The sequence below is a fragment of the Pantoea deleyi genome (genome assembly GCF_022647325.1).
In the GTDB taxonomy this organism is placed as follows: Bacteria; Pseudomonadota; Gammaproteobacteria; order Enterobacterales; family Enterobacteriaceae; genus Pantoea; species Pantoea deleyi.
This window is the reverse complement of the sequence record NZ_CP071405.1, coordinates 3,634,453-3,656,590: the sequence shown is the minus strand read 5'-3', so window position 1 is coordinate 3,656,590 and position 22,138 is coordinate 3,634,453. Positions and strand designations below refer to the sequence as shown.

The 22,138-nt window shown below is 56.9% G+C and carries 23 protein-coding genes; 22 read left to right on the top strand and 1 reads right to left on the bottom strand.

The features are described 5' to 3' along the window. Positions 1-377 precede the first annotated feature (377 nt). The 14 genes from J1C59_RS17215 to J1C59_RS17150 all read left to right on the top strand — a co-directional run bounded on the left by J1C59_RS17215 (position 378) and on the right by J1C59_RS17150 (position 13,022). On the top strand, positions 378-1,265 hold the full coding sequence (locus tag J1C59_RS17215) for a ParA family protein (RefSeq protein WP_128084576.1): 888 nt from the start codon (positions 378-380) through the stop codon (positions 1,263-1,265). Then, the gene (dnaB-PI, locus tag J1C59_RS17210; RefSeq protein WP_128084575.1) at positions 1,258-2,622 is read left to right on the top strand and encodes an SPI-7-type island replicative DNA helicase; all 1,365 of its coding nucleotides are present in this window, start codon (positions 1,258-1,260) and stop codon (positions 2,620-2,622) included. The genes J1C59_RS17215 and dnaB-PI overlap by 8 nt, the downstream gene beginning before the upstream one ends. Beyond that, the gene (locus J1C59_RS17205; protein WP_128084574.1) at positions 2,619-4,331 is read left to right on the top strand and encodes a ParB family protein; all 1,713 of its coding nucleotides are present in this window, start codon (positions 2,619-2,621) and stop codon (positions 4,329-4,331) included. The genes dnaB-PI and J1C59_RS17205 overlap by 4 nt, the downstream gene beginning before the upstream one ends. Next, positions 4,321-4,578 carry a TraR/DksA C4-type zinc finger protein gene (locus tag J1C59_RS17200; protein ID WP_128084573.1) on the top strand — a complete coding sequence of 86 codons (258 nt, stop codon included), beginning with the start codon at positions 4,321-4,323 and terminating at the stop codon, positions 4,576-4,578. The genes J1C59_RS17205 and J1C59_RS17200 overlap by 11 nt, the downstream gene beginning before the upstream one ends. Beyond that, positions 4,568-5,311: a DUF2786 domain-containing protein gene (locus J1C59_RS17195; protein ID WP_128084572.1), complete on the top strand. Its 744-nt coding sequence runs from the start codon at positions 4,568-4,570 to the stop codon at positions 5,309-5,311. Before J1C59_RS17200 ends, J1C59_RS17195 begins: the two co-directional genes overlap by 11 nt. 84 nt (positions 5,312-5,395) lie before the next feature. Continuing rightward, the gene (locus tag J1C59_RS17190; protein WP_128084571.1) at positions 5,396-5,989 is read left to right on the top strand and encodes a DUF2857 domain-containing protein; all 594 of its coding nucleotides are present in this window, start codon (positions 5,396-5,398) and stop codon (positions 5,987-5,989) included. Next, positions 5,989-6,219, top strand: coding sequence for a ParE family toxin-like protein (locus tag J1C59_RS17185; RefSeq protein ID WP_128084570.1), 231 nt, complete (start codon positions 5,989-5,991; stop codon positions 6,217-6,219). The genes J1C59_RS17190 and J1C59_RS17185 overlap by 1 nt, the downstream gene beginning before the upstream one ends. A gap of 78 nt (positions 6,220-6,297) precedes the next feature. After that, positions 6,298-7,542, top strand: a complete 1,245-nt coding sequence (locus J1C59_RS17180) for an STY4528 family pathogenicity island replication protein (RefSeq protein WP_128084569.1) — start codon at positions 6,298-6,300, stop codon at positions 7,540-7,542. A gap of 380 nt (positions 7,543-7,922) precedes the next feature. Beyond that, complete coding sequence (locus tag J1C59_RS17175; RefSeq protein WP_128084568.1) at positions 7,923-8,648, top strand: PFL_4669 family integrating conjugative element protein; 726 nt, start codon at positions 7,923-7,925, stop codon at positions 8,646-8,648. A 13-nt stretch (positions 8,649-8,661) separates the two neighbouring features. Continuing rightward, positions 8,662-10,680 carry a DNA topoisomerase III gene (locus J1C59_RS17170; RefSeq protein WP_128084567.1) on the top strand — a complete coding sequence of 673 codons (2,019 nt, stop codon included), beginning with the start codon at positions 8,662-8,664 and terminating at the stop codon, positions 10,678-10,680. Between the two features lie 633 nt (positions 10,681-11,313). Continuing rightward, a complete protein-coding gene (locus J1C59_RS17165; protein ID WP_128084566.1) occupies positions 11,314-11,826 on the top strand; it encodes an STY4534 family ICE replication protein in 513 nt (170 codons plus the stop codon). Positions 11,827-11,902: 76 nt separating this feature from the next. Continuing rightward, a complete protein-coding gene (locus tag J1C59_RS17160; RefSeq protein WP_069025677.1) occupies positions 11,903-12,457 on the top strand; it encodes a single-stranded DNA-binding protein in 555 nt (184 codons plus the stop codon). 90 nt (positions 12,458-12,547) lie between these two features. Beyond that, on the top strand, positions 12,548-12,790 hold the full coding sequence (locus tag J1C59_RS17155) for a DUF4160 domain-containing protein (RefSeq protein ID WP_128084565.1): 243 nt from the start codon (positions 12,548-12,550) through the stop codon (positions 12,788-12,790). Further along, complete coding sequence (locus J1C59_RS17150; RefSeq protein ID WP_128084564.1) at positions 12,774-13,022, top strand: DUF2442 domain-containing protein; 249 nt, start codon at positions 12,774-12,776, stop codon at positions 13,020-13,022. The genes J1C59_RS17155 and J1C59_RS17150 overlap by 17 nt, the downstream gene beginning before the upstream one ends. A 98-nt stretch (positions 13,023-13,120) precedes the next feature. Here J1C59_RS17150 and J1C59_RS17145 read toward each other — a convergent pair whose 3' ends face one another. Further along, positions 13,121-13,456: an FxLYD domain-containing protein gene (locus J1C59_RS17145; RefSeq protein WP_242281347.1), complete on the bottom strand. Its 336-nt coding sequence runs from the start codon at positions 13,454-13,456 to the stop codon at positions 13,121-13,123. 170 nt (positions 13,457-13,626) lie between these two features. Here J1C59_RS17145 and pilL2 point away from each other — a divergent pair, with 170 nt between their 5' ends. The 8 genes from pilL2 to J1C59_RS17105 are packed head-to-tail and all read left to right on the top strand — an operon-like array spanning position 13,627 to position 22,135. Then, positions 13,627-14,952 (top strand): PFGI-1 class ICE element type IV pilus protein PilL2, encoded by a 1,326-nt coding sequence (pilL2, locus tag J1C59_RS17140; RefSeq protein WP_128084563.1) that lies wholly within the window; start codon positions 13,627-13,629, stop codon positions 14,950-14,952. A gap of 1 nt (position 14,953) precedes the next feature. Beyond that, positions 14,954-15,397: a type IV pilus biogenesis protein PilM gene (gene pilM / locus J1C59_RS17135; protein WP_128084562.1), complete on the top strand. Its 444-nt coding sequence runs from the start codon at positions 14,954-14,956 to the stop codon at positions 15,395-15,397. Positions 15,398-15,407: 10 nt separating this feature from the next. Next, complete coding sequence (gene pilN, locus J1C59_RS17130; protein WP_128084561.1) at positions 15,408-17,081, top strand: PilN family type IVB pilus formation outer membrane protein; 1,674 nt, start codon at positions 15,408-15,410, stop codon at positions 17,079-17,081. Between the two features lie 2 nt (positions 17,082-17,083). After that, the gene (pilO2, locus tag J1C59_RS17125; RefSeq protein ID WP_128084589.1) at positions 17,084-18,367 is read left to right on the top strand and encodes a type 4b pilus protein PilO2; all 1,284 of its coding nucleotides are present in this window, start codon (positions 17,084-17,086) and stop codon (positions 18,365-18,367) included. Next, complete coding sequence (pilP, locus tag J1C59_RS17120; protein ID WP_128084560.1) at positions 18,354-18,863, top strand: type IV pilus biogenesis protein PilP; 510 nt, start codon at positions 18,354-18,356, stop codon at positions 18,861-18,863. The genes pilO2 and pilP overlap by 14 nt, the downstream gene beginning before the upstream one ends. A 7-nt stretch (positions 18,864-18,870) precedes the next feature. After that, positions 18,871-20,433 (top strand): GspE/PulE family protein, encoded by a 1,563-nt coding sequence (locus J1C59_RS17115; RefSeq protein ID WP_140916785.1) that lies wholly within the window; start codon positions 18,871-18,873, stop codon positions 20,431-20,433. Then, entirely contained in the window at positions 20,423-21,538 is a 1,116-nt protein-coding gene (locus J1C59_RS17110) for a type II secretion system F family protein (protein WP_128084559.1), read from the top strand. The genes J1C59_RS17115 and J1C59_RS17110 overlap by 11 nt, the downstream gene beginning before the upstream one ends. 9 nt (positions 21,539-21,547) lie before the next feature. Continuing rightward, positions 21,548-22,135, top strand: coding sequence for a type 4 pilus major pilin (locus J1C59_RS17105; protein WP_128084558.1), 588 nt, complete (start codon positions 21,548-21,550; stop codon positions 22,133-22,135). Positions 22,136-22,138: the final 3 nt, after the last annotated feature.

The window sequence follows — 22,138 nt, the reverse complement described above, 5'->3', positions numbered from 1 at the left end:
GCGCGTCAGCGCGACCCACAGGACGTGGCGAGTGAATCGAACCGCCGATAGCGGGCTGGCCTCAAAACGCAAAAACCCGCCAGAGGCGGGTTCTTTAAATATGGTGCCCGAACCCGGACAAAAATGCCGGGCATTTTTGCATCGCGCGTCTGCGCGACCCACAGGGCGAGCCACAGGATGTGGCGAGTGAATCGAACCGTCGATAGCGGGTCCGCCTCAGAACGCAAAAACCCGCCAGAGGCGGGTTCTTTAAATATGGTGCCCGAACCCGGAATCGAACCAGGGACACGGGGATTTTCAATCCCCGTGTTTCTGAATTGCAGTTGAGCGCACATTTGCTCGTACCTGGATAACAGTTCAGTTGTTCAGGTGATCAAATGCATTCAAAAACTAAAGTCATACCTGTTATTTCTACCAAAGGCGGAGAGGGTAAATCAACTCAAACCGCTAATCTTGGTGGGTTTTTGGCCGATACAGGCCTGAAGGTTCTCCTTATTGATGGCGACCATGCCCAGCCAACAACCAGCAGTATATTTCCCCTGACTTATGAAGCCCCATGCGGGCTGTATGAACTGCTTATGCAGAGCGCAGACCTGTCAGAGGCTGATAACATCATCTCCCGCACTGACATAGATAATCTTCATCTTATTGCTTCAAACGATCCCCGTAATCTCCTGCCCACTCACATGCTTAATGTGCCAGACGGACGCGTTCGTCTGCGTAATGCGCTCTCTGCTCCCTTATTCAAAAGCTATGACGTCATCCTGATAGACTCACAGGGCGCCAAATCAGTGATGCTTGAGCTGATTATACTGGCCTCGACCGGTGAAATGATTGGCATGGTTAAACCTGTATTGCCGGACGTCAGGGAGTTTTTGAGGGGAACGGTCGCGCTTATGGAGGACCTGCTGCCCTATTCTGCCTTCGGGATAAAACTACCGGCCATTCGGATGCTCGTTAACTGCATGAAGTATAACTCTCTGGCAAAAGCGACTATCGGGCATGCAGAAAGCATCATTAACAGCAAAGAATACAGTGCACATACTGATGAGATAGTCGTATCAATGCTGCAGACCCGTATCTATGACCTGGCCGTATATGAACAGGGGCATGCCAGCGGAAAACCCGTGCACCGGCTGGAAAACAAAACGTCCCGCGTTAGCGATTCCGCATTCGATTCCATGCTTAAGCTGGCGGGCGAACTATTCCCGGAGCATCGGGCGCGATTTGATGCCTTCGCCGTTAGCGGAGGTGTGAATGTCTGACAACCGCAGAAATATACCTGGCCTTTACTCCCAGGACGCTGAACAGAGCGTCATTGGCGGATTGATGCTGGATAATGATTGCTGGGATGAAGTTATTCTGCGCATCAACACCGACGACTTTTTCCACAAGATTCATCGCGAAATCTTTAAGGCAATGTCTCACCTCGTAGCAGCAGGCAAGCCGATCGATCTTCTTACGCTGGCTGAAAGTATTGAAAATCGTGGCAAAGACTCGCTTGAACAACTGGGTGGATTTGCTTACCTGGCCGAGCTTGCCAAAAATACCCCGAGCGTGGCCAACCTCACGCATTACTGCGATATCGTGGCCCGCTACAGTCGCGGTCGCCAGCTGGCAGCAATCGGTAATGAGATACATGAATCTGCTGTTGCACCTGGCGCGAATATCGCCGCTGCGATGGAAATGGCCGAACAAAAAATCACGCAACTGGCAGAGCGGGCCGAACCGCAACAGGGCGTGACCATTGTGGATGGTCTGGAAAAACTGGTGGCCGAGCTTGAACGTCGTTGCCAGACGCCCGACGGTATCACCGGCACGCCGACGGGGTTTGACGAACTGGACACCTTCACAAGCGGTTTTCAGCCGGGTGACCTCATTCTCGTCGCAGCACGCCCCTCCATGGGAAAAACTGCACTCCTTATCAATATCATCATGAATTCTTTGATGAAAAAAACAGAATCCAACGGCCAGTTTTACAGTCTTGAACAGCCAACTGAACAGATTCTGATGCGCGTGGTATCGTCGCTCGGTAACGTTGACCTGACCCGTATGAAAAGCGGAATAATGGACGAAGAGGACTGGGCACGCGCGTCGGGTGCCTTCGCGTTGCTGACAGGAGATATAAAAGGTCGCCTGCTCATTGATGATACCAGCGGGCTGACACCGGCCATGCTTCGCGTCCGTGCGCGGCGTAATGCCCGACGCTACGGTAATCCCTCTATAATCGGCCTCGACTACCTGCAGCTTATGCGTTGCCCGGATCAGGAGAATCGTACCCAGGAAATCGCCGAGATATCACGTTCACTCAAAGCGCTGGCGAAAGAGATGGCGTGCCCTGTGGTGGCTCTTTCTCAGCTCAACCGTTCTCTGGAAAGCCGTGCTGATAAACGGCCCAACAACGGTGACCTGCGTGACTCCGGTGCGCTTGAGCAGGATGCTGACGTTATCATCTTTGTTTACCGTGATGAGGTCTACAACGAAAATTCACCAGATAAGGGTCTGGCTGAACTTATCATCGGCAAACAGCGTCAGGGGCCTACCGGCACCCTGCGTTTGCGGTTTGAGGGACGATACACTCGCTTTGAAAATCTTCTGGCCAACTCGGGGAGATTCGCATGAGCAACATACGTAACCTCGATCTGGGAAAAGCCATGCTGCAGAGGGGCAAAAGCCCTGTTCAGCTGGCTGAAACGCCTGTTGCTCCGTTACCGGTCAGTGAAATGGCGATGGTGCTGACGCTGGATCAGCTCAGGCCCAATCCTGACAACCCACGCAAAAGTAAAAATCCGCGCTATGACGAAATCAAGGCATCAGTGCTTGCCAGCGGGCTTAACACGGTTCCTAAAGTCACCCGCGATCCGGACGGAGAAGACGTTTACATTTTCAGTGACGGCGGAAACACACGCTACCAAATCCTCAGTGAGCTCTGGCAGGAAACGGGTGACGAGCGTTTCTATCGAATTTTAACCGTCTCTAAGCCCTGGCCGGGCCGTCTCAAATGCCTTGTTGGCCACCTTGCTGAGAATGAAGTCAGGGGAGACCTGACGTATATAGATAAAGCATTTGGCGTTCATAATGCGCGGTGTATTCAGGAGGAGATCCTGGGCCGTGCGGTGACATTACGTGAACTCTCGGAACTGCTGAATAAAGAGGGACTTCCGGTTGATAACTCTACTATCAGCAGAATGGAAGACACCATAAAGTACCTGTGGCCCTGCCTGCCAACATTACTGAACAGTGGCTTTCCCCGCCTGCAGGTTCTTTCTTTACTCCGTATACGCTCCCAGGCCAGTAAAGTCTGGGCGCAGTATGTTCATGAGTCAGTCCCTGCCATCACTTTTGATGAAGTTTTCTCTGCCAGTTGCCACCCATTTGATCACCCTGACAGTTATGCTTTTGAGACCTTCAGGGATGAGTTTATCGGACAGTTGGTGAAGGCTCTGCCGCATCCCAGCCTCAACTATGACCGCTGGCTGATTGAGCTTGACCCTAAGGAGCAAAAGCGCCGCGAGCAGTTTGGTCAGCCGCCGGCCATGCCGCCGCTTACGCTCAGTCATTCGCCGGAGCGTCCGGGCGGTAAGTCTGGGCCTGTCACCGTTCTGCCGGATGATAGCACCGGCGTCACGCCCGTTACCGGCCTTCGCTCAGGCACTCTTACCAGTTCAACCAGTCCCGAGCCGGCCCCTGAACCAGCGGGCAACATCGTATTGCCTGAAAGTCACGGCATCAGCCCCGGCAGCCTCTCACGCAGTGAAATCCAGAATGATCTCTTTGGAGGCCGTCCCGTTATTACCGGTAACGACGTTGACATTAACGGTGAACAGGGCGCGGGGCTGGTTTCTCCGGGCAGTCTTTCCCTTGCATCGGCGTTTGGTGAGCGGGATGACGCGGTGCCGGTATCAGCCGGGTCCGTAAGCTTTGCCGAAACCGGCCTTGAGCCTGTCAGCGACATCTGGCTGATCCCGGCTATGCAGGATGATGTTGAGCACCTTCAGGACATGGCCTACCGGCTGGTCTATGAAATTGCCGAAGCGATGGGCTGTGAAAGTGGCATTAACGAGGACAAAACCCCCGAGTCTGCAGGCTTTTCCGTCTCCGGCCGCAGTGATGAGTTCAGCCAGTTCCTTGCGGGCCTGTCCGGCTGCCTGCCTAATCAGCAGTGCAACATGTTCATGTTCTGCCTCAATTTTTTTGGTTCGCAGGACCCGGCTGACACGCCGGTTTTAGACGACATCATGGTGGTCAAAATGATGCGCCTTATCCGCATCATTCGCCGCCTGCGTGAGCTGCAGCGCCTTGCCGCAAAAGGGGGAGAAAATGTCCGATGACTTAAATGACGAAATGGCCCAGGCCAGCACAGCCTTATTTATTCAGCACGGCATTGACGCCATCCGCTCGCAACTCCGTTCTGATGAGCCGTCAAAAGCGTTCTGTGAGTGTTGCCGAGCTGACATTCCGCTGGCCCGTCAGCGTGCGATGCCCGGTGTGAAGCTCTGCGCAGGCTGCAAGGAAGTTGATGAGATAAAGCGTCGCCACATCGCGGGCGGTCAAAGAGGGGCGCGTCATGCAGGATAAGTCAAAACTCGCCAGACGTATCCGTCGTCTGATGGCCCTAGGGACGCAGAACAGTAATGCCCATGAGGCCGCCCGTGCGGTTGCCCTGGCCCAGCGCCTCATGCGCCGTCACGGCCTGACTGACGACCAGCTGGCGATGACCGGGATCAGCGAGTCAGTCTGTGAGCAACTGACCAGCAACGCGGAAAAAGTTCCTGCCTGGATGAATTCTCTGGCCACGGTGGTGTGCATGGCTACGCAGTGCCGGTGCTGGTTTGGCTGGTACGGCTATGTGACTCCGGGAGGATTACGCATGATCCGCAGGTCGCTTCATTTTTACGGCTTCGGTGAGCGTCCTGAGCTGGCCCTCTACATCTATACCGTCCTGCAGCGCAAGCTGCGGACGGCAACAGACAGCCATATGTCGACTTACCGCAGGCAGCGCATTAAGAAGAGTACGCTGCGCAGCCGCGCCGACCAGTTCCGTGAAGGCTGGGTCTCCGGCGTGTGGCAGGTGCTGCAGTCGTTCAGTACTTCCGATGGTGAAAATCAGGTGCTGCAGCGCTGGCTGACGCAGCGGCATTCCGGGCAGAACATGGCCGCCGTCAAAACGCGGGAGGGGAAACGCTGTCGCGGCGACATGTCGGCCCGCACGGCAGGATGGTTTGCTGGCCGCCAGGCCGAACTCAGTCACGGCCTGGCGGGTGCCCAGGCCACTCAGCAGCTTACGGTGGGAGAAACGCACAATGATTAACACACTTTTATGGTGTGCCTGCCTGTCGGGCTGGCTCTGTGATGCGGTAATGGTGGCCAGTCAGGTCGCTACAGGAGGTGGCCTGTGAGCCAGCAGAATCTATCCAGCGCAACGGCGGCCATTCTGAGCTCGCTGCTTATGGACATCAAATGCGGCAACATCCGGCGCTGCGAATCGCTGGGCATGTCGGTCGAGGAGATACGGGCGCTCAGCGGCCTCAGCCTCGACGAGCTGCACTACATCGGTCAGTCAAAGGTGTCTGTTCTGGACGTCACAGTCAATCACGAGAATTTCTGGCTGATACTCAACCAGGCCCGTAACGAGCAGGCCCGCATGCTGATGATCGACCGTGCCCTTGAACTGGGCGGCTCCATGGAGCTGATGGACAAATACTTCGGCATGTCACCCTCTGACGTGAGCGCACGTCGTCGGCTGATGGGCATCGAGAGCCGTCAGGGCCGGACACAGTCGCTGACCGAGGAGCAGGACGCGCAGCTCTGGGCGGAGTGGAAAAGCGCCGGTCTCAGCTCACCGGAATCACATCAGGCGCTGGAGGCGATGATGCTTGCGGCAGAGCTGCACGGCCTGTCGCTGACCGCCGTGTGGACAAAGGTCTGCCAGTGGTGCCGGGAGGCATCACATTCCCTGTCCGTAACTGCGCTGCGTAAGGAGGCCTGATGCGGTTAAGTGATTTCACCCGGCGTCAGCAGGTCTCCCCGGCGGTTCGCCGCCAGGCTCAGAAGCTGTTTCTGGCAGTCTGCAGCGGTAAAAAGGTGTTCCGGCGGCTGGCCCGCAACGGCTACCTCAAGATTGATGTCGGCCCCTTCTGGCGGATCCTCAGCAAGGACGGAGGCCGGCAGTGGTGGCTGATGGACCATGAGACATATAACCGTGAAATACGCCGGTAACGGACGACCAGCGACGACCAGACAGTGCCGGGATTATCCCGGCACTGTGCTGTCTCAGGCAAAAAAGGGGAGCAAAAAATGAACATACCCGCCGACAGCATCGTGGCGCACACGCTGTCACGAATGGAAAAAAGCCTTGAGCGGAGGGCTGTCAGTGGCGACGCCGGCCAGGAACGGAGCGGCCTGCTGTTTATGGGTAACGTCCACGACGCGTTTCCCCGCCGGCTCTTTCTCGACAAGCGCCTGTCGCCGCTTGATAAAACGGCCTGGGTGATGATACGGCTTTACGCGCAGCAGAATGAGGGAGCGGTGTTTCCGACCTATGACGAACTGCAGGCGCAGCTTGCCTCGGCGCACTCTGACAAGGCCTCGCGTGAAACCGTGAGCCGCACGCTGCTGATGCTGCGGCTCACGGGCTGGATAAGCCTGTGCAAAAAGGTCCGCGACGAAAATGGCCGGGTCCGCGGCAACATCTATGCACAGCACGATGAGCCGCTTGGCTACCGTGATGCAGAGACGTTCGATCCGGGCTGGCTGACGCTGGTTGAGCAGAGCTGCCAGAGTAAGAACAAATCCGTGCGCATGACGGCGCTGGCCATCATTAACGACATTCTCCTGGACAAAAGTATGCGCCACCGCCACAGCCGCCTGGCGCTGATTGAAAGTCGCCTTAATGCTCCGTCGACACCGCTTGCCATGGTGGGGAAAAGCGGCGCGGTACGACCGGGTCCGAAAAACGAACCCGGTCAGGAACCCCGTGAAAAAAAACCTGAAATACTGAGTTCGGAATCCGAACTCAGTCAGGATATAGACGACAGAACACTGAGTACGGATTCCGAACTCAGTCTGAAATCAGGTACTTACAGCAGAGTTCGAAAATCGAACCTTAACGTACGTTCTTTCACACAGAGTGTGATTAAAACAACGTACGTCGCTGACGCGCCGACTCTGCCTGACAGCTTTCTGGCCATGCTGAGCAGTGAAGACCGCCAGATGGTCAGCGTGCAGTTCGGTGCGCTGCCGGTGCCGGTAGCTGAAGGGTTGAGCAGTTTGCTACAGAGACAGCTGCGTAAAGGTCGCCTGGCGAATCCAGCCGGCTGGATGTTCGCCATGCTGAAACGCGCCAGACAGGGCGAATTCCGGCAGTCTGAGGCTACGGGCACACCCGCAGTCCAGAGTGGAACGGAGCCTGCTAACGTTGTCTCAAACAGGCCAGCACCGGCTGCCGCCTCGTCCGTCACTGCTGCGGTGCTGCCTGAAAACCGGGCGACGGCTGAACAGGTTTTCGCTGCTATTGCCGCTATCAGGCAGCAGTTCAGATAAGGGATTAAGTGTCGCTGCTCAGAAGTCTGGTTTGTTGCCAGTGGCAACATGATTGAAAATCAAGCAAAGCATCTAAATGAAGCTACCGGTTAAGTCACTCTACTGTATACGCCAAATCAGGATTGATTAAAAAACACACTTGTTGCCAGTGGCAACAAGATTAAAAATTGAGTAGCGAGTTTAATCGTATTAATTGTCAACTATTTGGAATGTTAAACACCAACTGAATTTGATTAAAAAACATACTTGCTGCCAGTGGCAGCAAGGTTAAAAAATAAGCAAATTAAATTGCAATCAGCTGATTATGAGTTTCACATTGTCGTAAAACCTTAGATTTCAGGAAGATGTCGTTTCATCTTAACTGACTGCAGGTGACAACAATGGCTGACAACACAGACAAACGGACAGGTGCATTACAGTCCGAAATGACGATAGCGCTTCATACTAATTATGCAATCGGGCTCTGGCAGGGACGCAAACCTGAAAAAAATGATTCTGATAAGCCCGGGCGGCACGGGATCATCGGTATGCCTCAATTTTTTCAGAGAGCGGGCCAGATAAACCAGGATTCTCTTAAGAACAACCCCTGGGCTGATCAGGCGATGTTCCAGCTTGAAGAAAAAATCAGGTCTGCTTCTGACGCCATGACTTCTTTGCTGGAGCAGATAGAAAAAGACATGGGCATGCTGCCTAAAGGTGTGAAGGTCAGCGACGTTGAATCAGCTGAGCCACTTGATATTAATGTCTTTACCCGAACGCCTCTGGGCTATCGCTGTGTGTTCCTGCTCATGGGTTTTGATCAGTTTGCCAAAAAGGTCCTGCAGGCTTCGCACTATGGTCTGGTCACTCGCTCTAAGAGAGACCAGTATCTGAGCGAGGGTGGGCGCCTGCTGCGGCAGATTTACGGAACGGTACTCTCATACCGTCATGTTGACGCCACACGCATCGATGCCGCTGAGGACAATGAAATCTGGCGAAAAGCCTGTGAAGCAGTCGGCGAACCTGACCGGGCCGTTCTGCTCGGGGAAAAGCGATCGGCGTTTTCCCCGCTGGTTAATGAAGCCAGCGTGAACCTTCTGCGCCTGCGCTATAAAGCGGGTCAGTAAGCGGAGGCGGGTCATGCGCTTATTCATGTGTGAAAAGCCCTCTCAGGGGCGCGACCTTGCTGCCGTGCTGGGTGCAACCCGTCGCGGTGACGGTTTTATGACGGGTAACGGCGTTACGGTCACCTGGGCGATTGGGCACCTGCTGGAGACCGCACCGCCAGAGGCATACGGGCAGCAGTACGGCAAGCCCTGGTCGCTGTCTGCACTGCCAATCCTCCCTTCTGTGTGGCAGGTTGTGGTCAAAAAGGAGACACAGGAGCAGTTTAAGGTTATTGAGAAACTGCTCAGGCAGGCTGATGAGGTCGTCATTGCAACCGACGCCGATCGCGAGGGTGAAGTCATTGCCCGCGAACTGCTGGACTATTGTGACTGGGAAGGCCGGGTTCTGCGCCTCTGGTTTTCAGCACTTGACGAGCTCAGTGTCAGAGCAGCACTTGCAGATCTGCGCCCGGGTCAGGCAACACTCGGTATGTATTATGCCGGGCTGGGACGCTCCCGTGCGGACTGGCTGGTCGGCATGAACCTGTCACGGCTCTATACGCTTCGGGCCGCCGAGGCAGGTTTTGAGGGTGTGGTCTCGGTCGGCCGGGTGCAGACGCCCACGCTGGCGCTCGTTGTCCGCCGGGACCGTGAGATAGCGGCATTCGTGCCGAAGCCTTACTGGCAGGTTAAGGCCGTGCTCAGTGCTTCCGGTATCAGTTTTCAGGCATCGTGGGTGCCGGCCGCCGTCTATACGGATGAGGAAAAGCGCTGCATTCAACAGAACGTCGCCCTGCAGGTGGCGCAGCTCTGTCGGCAGGCGGGTGTTGCCACAGTGACCGAGTACGAAACGAAACGGGAGAAAGAGGCCGCCCCGCTGGCCTTTTCACTGGGTACGCTGCAGCGGGCCTGTGGAAAGCTCTGGAATATGTCTCCGCAACAGGTGCTGGACACCGCCCAGAGCCTGTATGAAAAGCACAAGGCCACAACCTATCCCCGCACCGACTGCGGCTGGCTGCCGGAATCAATGCGGGAAGAAATACCGGCCGTGTTTGATGCCATGGCGCGGACTGACCCTTCACCTGAATTCGCATCCCTGTTGTCACAGCTGGACAGAGGGTTTGCTTCCCGCATCTGGAACGATAAAAAAATCACGGCGCACCACGGCATTATCCCCACACGCAACGCCGTTCAGCTCTCGGCCCTGACTGAGACAGAGCGCCAGGTCTACCTGCTTATCCGCCGCAACTACCTGGCCCAGTTCCTGCCGCTCTGCGAGTCGGACGCAACGCGAGTTTCCTTTGATATTGGTGGCCAGCTGTTCCGCACGACCGGCCGCACTGAAGTCTTAAAGGGCTGGAAGGTGCTGTTTGCAAAGGATGAAGAGGATAAGCACGCAGCTGAGGAAGACAGCGCAGGTGCCCTGCCGCTGCTCAGCAAAGGGGCACAGTGTGGCGTTACCGACGCTGAGGTTAAGCAGCTGATGACCCAGCCGCCTGCACACTACAGCTTTGACACGCTGATTGGTGCCATGACGAATGCGGCTGCGTACGTTACGGACCTTCAGCTGCGTAAAATCCTCAAAGAAAACGCCGGGCTCGGCACTGAGGCGACGCGAGCCGGCATCATCGAGCAGCTGCTCAGCCGCCGTTTTATCGCGCTCAAAGGTAGTAAACTGCTGGCAACATACTTGGGGGCTGACGTCATTGATGCCCTGCCCAAGCAGCTGACCGACCCCGGTATGACCGCGCTCTGGGAGCAGGCGCTTGATGAGGTGGCCGCCGGACGGATGAACCTAAACGACTTTCTGCAGCGTCAGACCGTCTGGACCACGACGTTAGTCAGTCAGGGGATGCAGCAGCGCATCAGCATCCGGGTGCCGCCTTCGCCACCGTGCCCGCTCTGCGGCAGCAAAACTGCTCTGCGCAGGGGCCCTAAAGGAGAGTTCCGCAGCTGTACGCGCTATCCCGAGTGCAGAGGCATCATCAGTCTGGACAGTGGTAAGCGTAAAAGTGTCGGCAGGACTAAGTCGTCAAAAACAAAAAAGAATTAAGCCACTTTATCCGATTGCGGGCCGTTTGCGCCTTTGTTATTGTGACGCCGGCTCTGAAGCCGCACCCCGCGACTGCGGGCTCCGTCAGCATCTAATGCATGTGTTGCCGGAATACAGTCTGGCCGTCCCCGCCCACACCTGAGCGGGAGGCGACAAGGCACGAAAACTCCGTGAAGCCCGTGCCGGGCGCTGAACACGCCAGCGGAGCCACTGCCCAAGGCAGATTAACTAAAGGTCGATGGTGCAGACCCCCATGGCGGTGCCGCGAGGTGCCGCTTTTTATTATCCGCGCACTGATGAATTTTCACACGTAGCGAGATTGACAACCGCTGCGTCCCGATGAAAGATAAAGAGGCTAACCGTTGTCCTTCCGACAACTGCCAATGTTCCGGTGATTTGAGAGGAACGCTTTCGGGTAATCACATGCCAATGCCATCACAACCTGAGAGATGGCGCTTTCGGGCGGTTAAAACCTGTTTAACCTTTGCAAACAGGGACCTGTAATCCGGGTTAAGGTCCATTTCACCAATACAGCCTGTCGGCATTCACTGCTGACCCCGTGCGGGAAACTCTCTCCCGCACGGGACTGATGTTTCTCCGCACCCTGTTTCGTTTTACTCCGGAGATAACACCATGACTGCAACTGCAAATACCCCTGCTTCAAATAATGCCTCAGCTGCTGCCGGTACATCAGGTAACAGCCCTAAAGAGAAAGAGTATTTCAACCTCAACGTCAGCGGCATCGGCTATCTCAGTACAATACGCCGCGTTCAGGGCGCTAACGGCGAATTTACCTGCGCCGTGGTCAATGCCCTGACCGGTCCGACTGACAATGCCTCCTACACGCGTTTTGACGTCACCGTCGCGGGTGTAGAAGCAACCAGGCTCATTAACCGCTGTCACAAAGCGGTCGATGAAGAGGAAAAAATCCTGATTGGGTTTGTCCTCAGCGGCCTGAAAGCCGACGTGTTCACCCTTCAAAGCGGTGATCATGCCGGTGAATCCCGTCCCTCACTGAAGGCGCGCCTGATAAAGGTCGACTTCATCAAAAAGGGTCAGGATGTCGTTTACAAGGCCCCTAACGCTTCACAGACGCCAGAAACCGGTCCGGCCACGCAGAAGGCTTACGATCCGGAATCTTTCTAAAGCGTCACGGACACACCGTCGGAACACATCCCGACGGGTGTGTTCCTCTCAACCCCATTTCTAAGAGGAATTCATTATGTCCGCACGCGGCGTCAACAAAGTTATCCTGGTCGGTAATCTCGGTCAGGACCCCGAAGTTCGTTATATGCCTGGCGGTAAAGCAGTGACCGGTCTTTCGCTGGCCACTTCCGAAACCTGGCGTGACAAACAGACCGGTGAAAACCGGGAAATAACCGAATGGCATCGCGTCGTGCTGTTTGGGAAGCTGGCTGAAGTTGCCGGTGAATACCTGCGTAAGGGTTCACAGGTCTATATTGAAGGTCAGCTGAAAACCCGCAAATGGGAAGATAACGCGGGAACTACGCGTTATACGACTGAAGTAATTGTGGGCGTAAACGGAACGATGCAGATGCTGGGCGGGGCGAAAAACAGCACCAATACCAGTGGAAACAATAAGCCTTCAGGCCAGCAGAGTGGATGGGGCCAGCCACAGCAGCCACAGCCTTCTCAGCCACAACAGTCGGCTCCCAGAAATCCGGCGAACGAGCCGCCAATGGACTTTGACGATGATATACCGTTCCTCGGACACGGTTATGGCGTCTGCCGCAAAGCCATTTATGCAATTTCGTAAAGGATTCATTAAGTTAAACCTTCAGGAGCGCCAGTTTGACTGGCGCTTTTTTATTCACCATAATCGAGCCATGCACAGGGTAAAACGTTTATGCCCGTTATACTCAGAGTACGCGGATTCAAATTTTTCTTTTATTCAAACGAAGGTAACCCCCTCGAGCCTGCGCATATTCATGTTCGCAGTGCTGAGGGTGAAGCTAAATTCTGGACGCAGAGTGAAGTCCGGCTGAGTACTAATGATGGATTTGATTCAAGAACGCTCAGAGAGTTAACAAAGCTGGTTAAAGATAACCAGACGCTTTTTGTGGAGGCCTGGAATGACTATTTCAGCTAAAACGGTAAAGTTCGACGAAAGCACTATGTGGGTTGAGCTGAGCGATGGAAGAACTGTGGGAGTGCCACTGGTTTGGTTTCCAAAACTTCTCAACGCATCAGAGCACGACAGAAACGACTTTGAGCTGAGTAAGCGGGGCATTCACTGGGATGTACTCGATGAAGATATATCAGTGGATGGCCTTCTGGCTGGTCGTGGAGACGTGACTCATACTCATCACCATGTTGCATGATGATTCAGAGACTAAAACGCCAGCTCAAAGCTGGCGTTTTTTATAACTGACAGGAACTGCCTTTGGGATGTCAGATCAGAACCCGAAGCAAAATTCTTTTAATGAGCGTTGATTTGCGTGACTTTAAAGCTATCAGGCTTGAATTTGTCACTGACGAATGGAGCGCTGATTGTAAATTTTTGGTCGGACTCAATGTTGTTTGCTCCACTGATAGCCTCACCGATTACTACACCATCTTTTAGAAGATTGAAGTGAACAAAAATATTTGCCAATCTCTTGCCGGAAATATTTTTTCCGATGCCATCAATCTCATAAACACCGCCTGAATTCTGATTAAGCTTTAGGTCACTTACGTCCACCATTTTTCCCTCAGCATTGACATGGCCTGACGCGAGAGAAGCAAAAATCAGTGCTGAGACAAGTAATTTCTTCATAAAAAAATCCCTCTTAAATTTGAGTTAGACATTAATCGGTCGCATTGCTAATGCTTTATCGGCCATCTTCTTTTTTTTCTTTAATATCCAGACAGAGTTTCACATTGCTCGTGATTATGGCACAGCCAGAATAGCAGTCCTGATTAAGACTATTCCTGGGGTGGAACCTGATGGCAGTACCTTCCGGACCGACCGCAAAATGCGTCGGCATCATTGCCTGCACTGTCATGCTGACAGGCTGTATGAATACAGCCGCGACAGACACCGCGTCGGGGTATTCCCGCAGCCGTATACCGGCCCGGTTTGATGATATCTACCGTAATCGCTCTCCTGAGGTGGTGCGCTACGATCGCTACACCCTCGTGAGTACCCGGCCTGCCGATGCGCAGCTGGACCCGCTGAATCAGGTGGTCGATATCACCATGCCGGCGCAGCTGGTCAGCACGGTCGGTGAAGGGTTCCGCTATCTGCTGCTGGAGTCAGGCTATTCACTGTGCTCTGCAACCACCGCTGCGTTTTCTGAACTCCTGAGCCGTCCGCTGCCCGCCGTTCAGCGCACCATCGGCCCGCTGAAGCTCAGCGAGGCGCTTCAGGTTGTTGCGGGACCCGCCTGGCGACTGAAGGTGGACGAGGTGAACCGTGAGGTCTGCTTTGAGTTACGCGACCAGTACCGGAGCTTTTCAGCGCCCGTTGCCAGCCTGACCGCGACGCGCCCTGCTGTCAGCACACCGGTAACCAGGCCGTATACGGCACCGGTCGTGCAGGATAAAGCCGCATCTGTTCAGGCACCTGCATCCGGGCTTACCCGAAACCCCTTTACCGGCGACGTGGTCACGCCGCCCGGGCTCAGACCGCAGAGCCTCAGCGTACCCTCGCCGGTACTGCAGCAGGGTCAGGTGCCAGTGACTTCCTTAAGGATAACCTCCGCACCCGTGAAGCCAGCCCCTCAGTTAATCTCAGGTTCTATAACCCCCATGCCTGCATCAGTTTCATCTGGCTCCTCATCTGCTTCGCACCCGGTATCAGGCTCATCGCACACCGGCAGCAGGTCTGCGGCTTCCGGAGCCGCGTCGCTGACTACAGTGAATGCCGCCCCTGAAGTCTCAGCAGCAGTTCATCAGAAACCCTCTGCGGCAGTCACGCCGGCGCCCGCTGCGGACAGCCGCATCGTGTCAGCTTACGCAACCGGTACGCAGGTGACGTCACCTGCCACGGGCCAGACCTGGCGGGCTGAGGCGGGTACCACGCTTAAAGAGGCGCTCACCGCCTGGACGGCAAAAGCGCCCTGCGCCAGTGGCGGCAACTGGGTTCTGATATGGCCGGTTGCGCTGGATTACCGCATCGATGCCCCCTTGGTGTTCCATGGCAACTTCGAGTCGGCTCTGGTGCAGGTTTTCGATTTGTATCGCCACGCTGAGAAGCCCCTGTTTGCCGAAGCCAGCCGCATTCAGTGCCTGGTTTCGGTCAGCGATACGCCGGCGCCGGGAGAACGCTGAGATGGGGTTTGCCTGGCCCATTATCGCGCTGGCCCTGTTTTTCCTGTTCAGGGCTGAGGATGCGCAGCGCCGCTCCGCTGACGTTGTCTCTCAGTCAGCCGCGCGTGCCGCGCCGGACTCTCTGGCCAGCGACATGCTGAGAACGGCCGATGCGGTTAACGACTGGCGCCATGGCCGTCCGGTGGGTGACGGGCCGGTGTCAACCTCACAGACCGGGATGGTGCCGCTCCCTGACAGGCGAATTAAAAGCGTGATACAGAGCGGCCGACTCTGGGTCTGGCTCGCCGATACGCCCGGCGTGTATGCCGCGCTGCGCAGTCAGTCTGCCTCGTCCGCGCTGGTCCTGACCGTATCAGGCGGCCGCCTGCGTATGTACGACGGTACAGACATGAATCTTTCCCTGCCGTCCGGCGTGACGGAGGGGAGCATTGTTTACCTTAACTGAGGAACAGCGGATGTCACGCAACCCTTTAAAACTGACGCTGCTGGCAATGGCTGTACTGCTTTCCGCGTGCTCAGTCAAAGACGTTTCGACGATTGAAAAAGAAAACAACGCACAGGCTGACACAACCCGGCGCGTGCTGAAAAGCCGTCTGGATATGTCGCAGCCTGCCGTCGTGTGGTCGGATAAGCCCTGGGTCAACCTCAGGCCGATACAGCCCGTGATATCGGCACCGGACGGCGTAAAGCTGCCGTCCTGTCAGATCGTCCTGAATAACCCCGAAGGGCTGACGCTGGCGCAGATAGCGAGCCGCATCAACACCATCTGTGATTTCCGCGTCTTCATTTCACCGGAGGTGGCTGCCGCACTCATGCAGTCCGCCGGCGGTGGCGTGACCACCTCCCGGATGAGTGGCAGTCTCCCGGCTCCGGACGACAACGGTCGTGTTCCGCTGGCGCAGATGGGCATGCAACAGTCGCAGTTCACCGCCGTCTCCGCTGAGCCTCTCCTTTTCCAGGGAACGCGCTTTCTGGGAGACGCGCAGGAGGCCCTGAACATCGCGGCCGGCACGCTGGGCCTCTCCGTCCGGCGCTCAGCGGGCCGCGTGGATTTTTATATTCAGGACACGCGCACATTTCAGCTCGCCATCCTCAACACCAAAGTCAACAGCACCGCGTCGATAACGTCCGGTGCCGGGACGCAGCTGGGCGCAGAAGGCGGCACCGGCGGCACCAGAGGCGACGTCAGTTCGAATCAGAAAACGGACTATGGCATGAACAGCGACCTGTATAACGATATCCGCAAAACCGTTGAGCAGATCCTGACGCCGAAAAGCGGCCGCTACTGGCTGTCCGATGCCACCGGCACGCTCAGCGTGACGGACACCCCGGAGGTGCTGGACCGGGTCGGTCGGTACATTGATTATCAGAATAAAGTCCTGAGCCGGCAGGTTCAGCTTAACGTGCAGATTGTCCGGGTTACCCAGACCAGTAATGTCGACAGGGGCCTGGACTGGGGCCTTATCGTGAAAAGCGTCACCGGCTTTGGTGCGACACTCGGCAGCACCTTTGCCGGTGCGCCGAACAATGCCGGCAGCGCGGGTATTTCTATCCTGGATACGGCAGACGGCGGCGCAGCGAAGTTTTCCGGCTCACAGCTGATGCTGAAGGCCCTGGCTCAGCAGGGCAGCGTTACCATGGCGCTGAACCAGACCGATCCGACCGCTAACCTGACGCCTGTTGCTTACCAGCTCTCAAAAAGCACCGGCCTGCTGACCAGCTCCAGCTCGACGGCCGTTGCCAACGTGGGCGTTACGTCGAGTCAGACCGTCTCCAGCATCACGACCGGCCTGTTTATGACCATGCTCCCGTTCGTGCAGGAAAACGGGGACATTCAGCTGCAGTTTGCCTTCAGCTATACCACCCCGCCGGATGTTAAACAGTTCATCAGCAAGGACGGCAATACCCGCAACGACGTGGCTGACACCGCAACCGAAGGGCTGGCACGCAAGGTCAATCTGCGTGCCGGCCAGACGCTGGTGCTGACCGGCTCTGAACAGCAGAACGCCTCTTCAGACAAGCAGGGAACCTTCACGCCTGACAACTTTATCCTGGGCGGTGGCCAGAGCGGTGCGAAAAGCCGCTCCACGCTCGTCATCATGGTCACGCCGGTTTTACTGGGGCAGTAATGATGAAAATTCAAAAGAAAGCATCACCTCAGCTCAGCCCCGGCGTCACGGTCGGCGACAGGAAAAAACGGCTCGACTGGGTAGCCGGTATGCAGTGGGAGAAACCCCACGCACGGATTCAGTGGCTCCGGCATGGGGCCGCAGACACGCACTACCTCCTCATCGGACACCGCCCGCATGCCCTGGTGGGCAATGTCTCGCCCGTCCGGACCAGAAACCGCCTTTTTTCGCTCGCCGTGGCGTTTCAGCTCTGTGAAGGCGGCAACGTCTGGGGCATATACCGGCTGAGCCGCGAACGGGACAGCTGGGTGTTTCTCGCCGTCAGTAACGGTCACCTGTCCGTCATGGGCGACGTGACCGGCACCCGGACAGAGGTGCAGGCCGCCGCCGAGAACTTTCTGTTTTTTAATGATTCCGAATCGGGCGGACTCCGCTGTGCCGCCAGGGCTGAAGACGGTGTTGATGTGCTTGTCTTCACGTCGCGCCTGACCCGGTCGCAGCTCAGACGCTGTCGGCTCAGCCGTCGCGTGAGCCCGGCCGCGCTTGCGCTTCCTTCTTTACTGCTCATTTCCCTGCTGGGCGCTGGCTGGTATGCCAGAGACACCCTCAGTGAGCGGGCGAAACAGGCAGCTGACGACGCTGCGTTTCGTGCAAGGCTGGCCATGACGCCGGCAAAACCTGCAGCGCCTGCATCAGCGCCTCACCCCTGGGCACATCAGCTGCCGGTGCCGGACATGCTCAGCTTCTGCTGGCTGACCCGCGAGCCGCTTTACGCTTCGGTTGCCGGCTGGCGCGTGACCGATGCCGAATGTGTGCAGCAGGGTATCCGCCTGCGCTATATCGCCACGCCGGGCGCTACGGTGAGCGACTTTGCCAGACGCGTCAAAGAGTTATTTGGCCTCGATGCAGTATTCAACCTTCAGGAAGGCGGCAAAAACGGGGATGTGTTTATCCCTGCCAGGGTTGCCCCCGGGCAGTTCGCAGACGAAAAGCTGCCCGGTGCGGATGAACTGCTCATGCGCTTCATCTCTCACCTGCAGCGGCGAAACATTGATGTGAAGTTTGATGAAGTTAAGCCGCCTGTCCCGGTCCCCGGACAGGACATGAAAACCGCGCCGCAGGACTGGCGTATGTTCACTTTCATCATCAACTCCCGTCTGCAACCTGAACTGCTGTTTCAGGGGCTGGATATGACCGGCATTCGCCTGACGAGCGTGGCCATCTCTATGAACGAGCAGGCGAAGTTCAATTACACCATTAAGGGGAGCGTTTATGCGCAGAAATAATCCTGCGGGTCTCTGCCTGCTGTCATGGCTGCTGGTAAACGCTGCCACAGCGACAGCGGCCGGCAGCGCTCCGCTGCCGCCTAACGTCACCCTGGGCGAACTTGAATCCGCGCAGGCGCAGAACCTGCTGCTGGAGCAGAAGGTGCAGACGGCGCGGCTGCAGCAGCAGCTGCGCGAGAGCCAGACAGCCGTGACGTCTGCGCTGTCCCAGGCGGCGGTTGTGCCACCGCTCACATCTTACCCGTCTGCCGGTCAGATGCCCGCTTCACAGGCACAGGCTAAAGACAGCGGCAGCCCGGCTGCGACTCAGCCAGCCAGTATCAGGCTGGTCGAAATCTATGGAAGCCCCGGAAAGCTCCGCGCCCGCCTGCAGCTGCCCGGCGGCGGCATCGCAGAGGTGGTGAAAGGCGACCCGATCCCGGGCACGTCAAAGCGCGTGACGGCCGTTACCGAAACCGTGGTGCGTCTCAGTGACGACACCGAACTTTCATTCTGAGGTGAAGATGATCCCGGCTAAGGAAATCGCGGACTTTGTGTTTGCCGAGCACCACCCTGTACAGGGTGTCACGCTGCTCATTGATAAAAACCGCCGGCAGGATCCGGCCGTTCAGCGCTGGGCGATGGACTCGGCGAAACAGTATCCCGGCGCAAAAACCGAATTTGTGTCGCTCAGTGAGCTGAATCAGCGCCGTGAGGGTGCCGCCTCGCTGGGGCCTGGCGTGACGGAAGATGAACTGAGTAAAAAAGACGTCAGCCGTTCACAGGATAAAGTGCTGAGCTATTTCCGCCTGGCTAAGGAACTGAATGCATCTGATATTCACATGGAAATCAGCGCCGATCGCAAAATCACCGTGATCCAGCTGCGCATCCACGGCGAGCTGGAGGTCATTGACGAGCTGACCGACGAGGAAGGCACGACGCTGGCATCCACCGTTTATATTTCCATGTGTGACGTGCGCGAACAGTCTTTTGTGGCGGGCCGGGAGCAATCGGGACGCGTTAACGCGAAATTTGCGCGTCAGTCCGGCCTGTTCGGGGCCCGGTATGAGCACCGTCCGACGCCAGACGGCCTCATCCTGGTCATGCGCATGATCCCCGATGACAGTAAAAATATTCCTTCCCTGACTCAGCTGGGTTTTCTGTCTGAGCAGATAAGGATCGTTCTGCAGATACTTCGCCTTCCGTCAGGCATGGTGCTGGTGACCGGCCCGACAGGCTCCGGAAAAAGTGCCACCCTGCGCGTCTTCAGCAATATGTGGCTGACGCTCACCGGCGGAAAAAAGCGTCTGCTGACGCTGGAAAACCCGCCAGAGGGCCTCATCCCGGGGGCAATCCAGACGCCGGTCATGCCCGATAACAATACGCCTGAGGCCATCAGCCGGGCCTGGAACAACGCCAACGCCTCCGCGCTGCGGCTCGATCCCGATGCCATCCTTAACGGGGAGATGCGCGACCTTTATTCCATTATGGCGGGCATTTACGGCACTGAAACGGGACACATCTTTATGTCTACCCAGCATACGCTCAGCGCCATCGGCGCCCTGCGACGCATGGAGCATTTTGGCGTAGAGCGACAGCTGCTGGCTGATGCGTCCCTTATCACCGGTCTGATTGGACAGCGTCTGGTGCCGGTGCTGTGTGACAGTTGCAAAATCCCCTGGGCTGAGAAAGCGCCTGAGCTTGACAGCGATACCCGTGAGCGCCTGGAAAAGTACTGCACCGTGGACGGCGTCTGCCGCCCGGGACAGCTTTTTTTCCGCAATCCGGAAGGCTGTGACTGCTGCCGCAAAGTCATCCCGATCACGAAGCGCGTGGTCAGCAAAGGCATCACCGGGCGTATTGCCGTGGTGGAAGCGGTGCGCACTGACGCCATGATGATGCAGTTCTGGCTGAATCAGGGACCGGCCGTGGCCCGTCAGTACTGGGTCAGTAAAGGCGGGATCACCCGCGTGATGCACCTGCTGCGCTATCTGGCTGACGGCCGGGTTGACCCGCTTGAGGGTGACCTTGTCTGTCCGCTGGACGAAGATGAGCTGATGCGCTGCGGGGTGCCCCATGTCGCGTAATCTGCGCTTTCGCACTGAGCGGGACATGTCCCTCCCTGAAAAGTGCCGCTATCACGCCGTCAGGCTGACCTTCACCGGCGCACATCGCCAGGTGTTTTACGAAAACATGCGTTTTCTGCTGGAAAACCGCAGGCCGCTGGACGGATCGCTGAAAATGATTGGCGATGTTCATACCAGTTTCGGTGAGAAGTGGCATCCCTTCCGTGAACTCACCGAAGACTGCCTGGAGGGGCTGCGGGATAACTCGCCGGGGCGGACTCTGGGGGATGTGCTGGCGGCATGGGTGCCCTATGAAGAGGCCGCCCTCATCAGTGCGGGCATGAAGACGGGCAATATACCCGTTGCACTGAAGCAGACGGACAAACTCATCAACGCCCGTGGGCAGATCCTGGGTCAGGTCGTATTTGCGTCGGTTTACCCACTGGTGCTGGTCGTTCTGGGCGGGGGGCTGCTCGGGGTCAATAACCTCTCACTTATCCCGATGCTGAGCAGAATATCTGACCCGGCAGGCTGGAGCGGTGCGCTCGGATTCATGAAGGGGCTTGCTGACTGGACGGAACGCTGGGGCGCAGTGTCAGCTGTTGCCGGTGCAGGACTTATCGCGCTCAGCCTGTGGTCGCTTCCCCGCTGGCGCGGGAGTCTGCGGCGTTTTGCCGACAACTTTCTGCCCTGGTCTTTATATAAAGACCTGCAGGGTGCGGTGTTCCTGATGAACACCGGTGCCCTTCTGGGGGCGGGCGTACCCGGGCTGGAAGCCATGCAGCTGCTGCACAGCTTTGCGCCGCCCTGGCTGCAGGAGCGCCTTGAGGCGGCGATGGACGGGATGAGTGAGGGCAACTCTCCCGGCATGGCGCTGCGCAAAAGCGGCTATGACTTCCCGAGCCGCGAGGCCGTTAACTACCTGTCACTGCTTGACGACGGAGACGGCTCCGCTGAGCTCATCAGCAATTATGCCGATCGCTGGCTGAAGCAGACGCTTGAGCGCGTTGCCCGCCGGGCCAGCGTGACCCGTCTTTTATCCATGCTTCTGATTCTGGGGTTCTTCGCACTCATCATCCTGATGGTCATGCAGATCCAGGACACCAGTTCACTTAACCTTCACTGAGGACACACCATGTCTGTACCAAACGATAACGTAAAAGGCTACCCGGACCGGGGCTGGGGATTTATGGAGCAGGGTGCCATCGGCCTGGCTTATGTCATTGTCGTCGCACTGGTCGTGGGGGGGATCTGGAAACTCTTCAGTGCCAAAGACGCCGCGACGGAGGTGACCAGCCTGCAGACCATGATGAGTAACGGTACCGCGCTGAAAACCGGTAACGGTTACGACTTCAGCAGCGGCGCGGCCATGACCGGTTTCCTGATCCAGAAAGGCGGGGCTCCGTCCGGGTTTACCGTTCACGGCACGGCGTCATCCGGCACCGCGACCCTGACCAACAGTTATGGCGGATCGGTGATTATCGCGCCGGTGGCTACCAACGGTTATAACAACGGTTTTTCCGTGACTTCACAGAGCATACCGCAGGCCGGCTGCATCGACATCACCACCCGCATGATGGCAGCCGGCTCCGCGAGCTCAGTATCCATCAACAGCACCGACTTCAGCAGCGGCCAGGTCAGCTCTGAGGCCATCGGTCAGGCGTGTACGGCGGACAGTGGCCGGTCGGGCAATAACACGCTCGTCTTTACCCACAACGGCTGATGT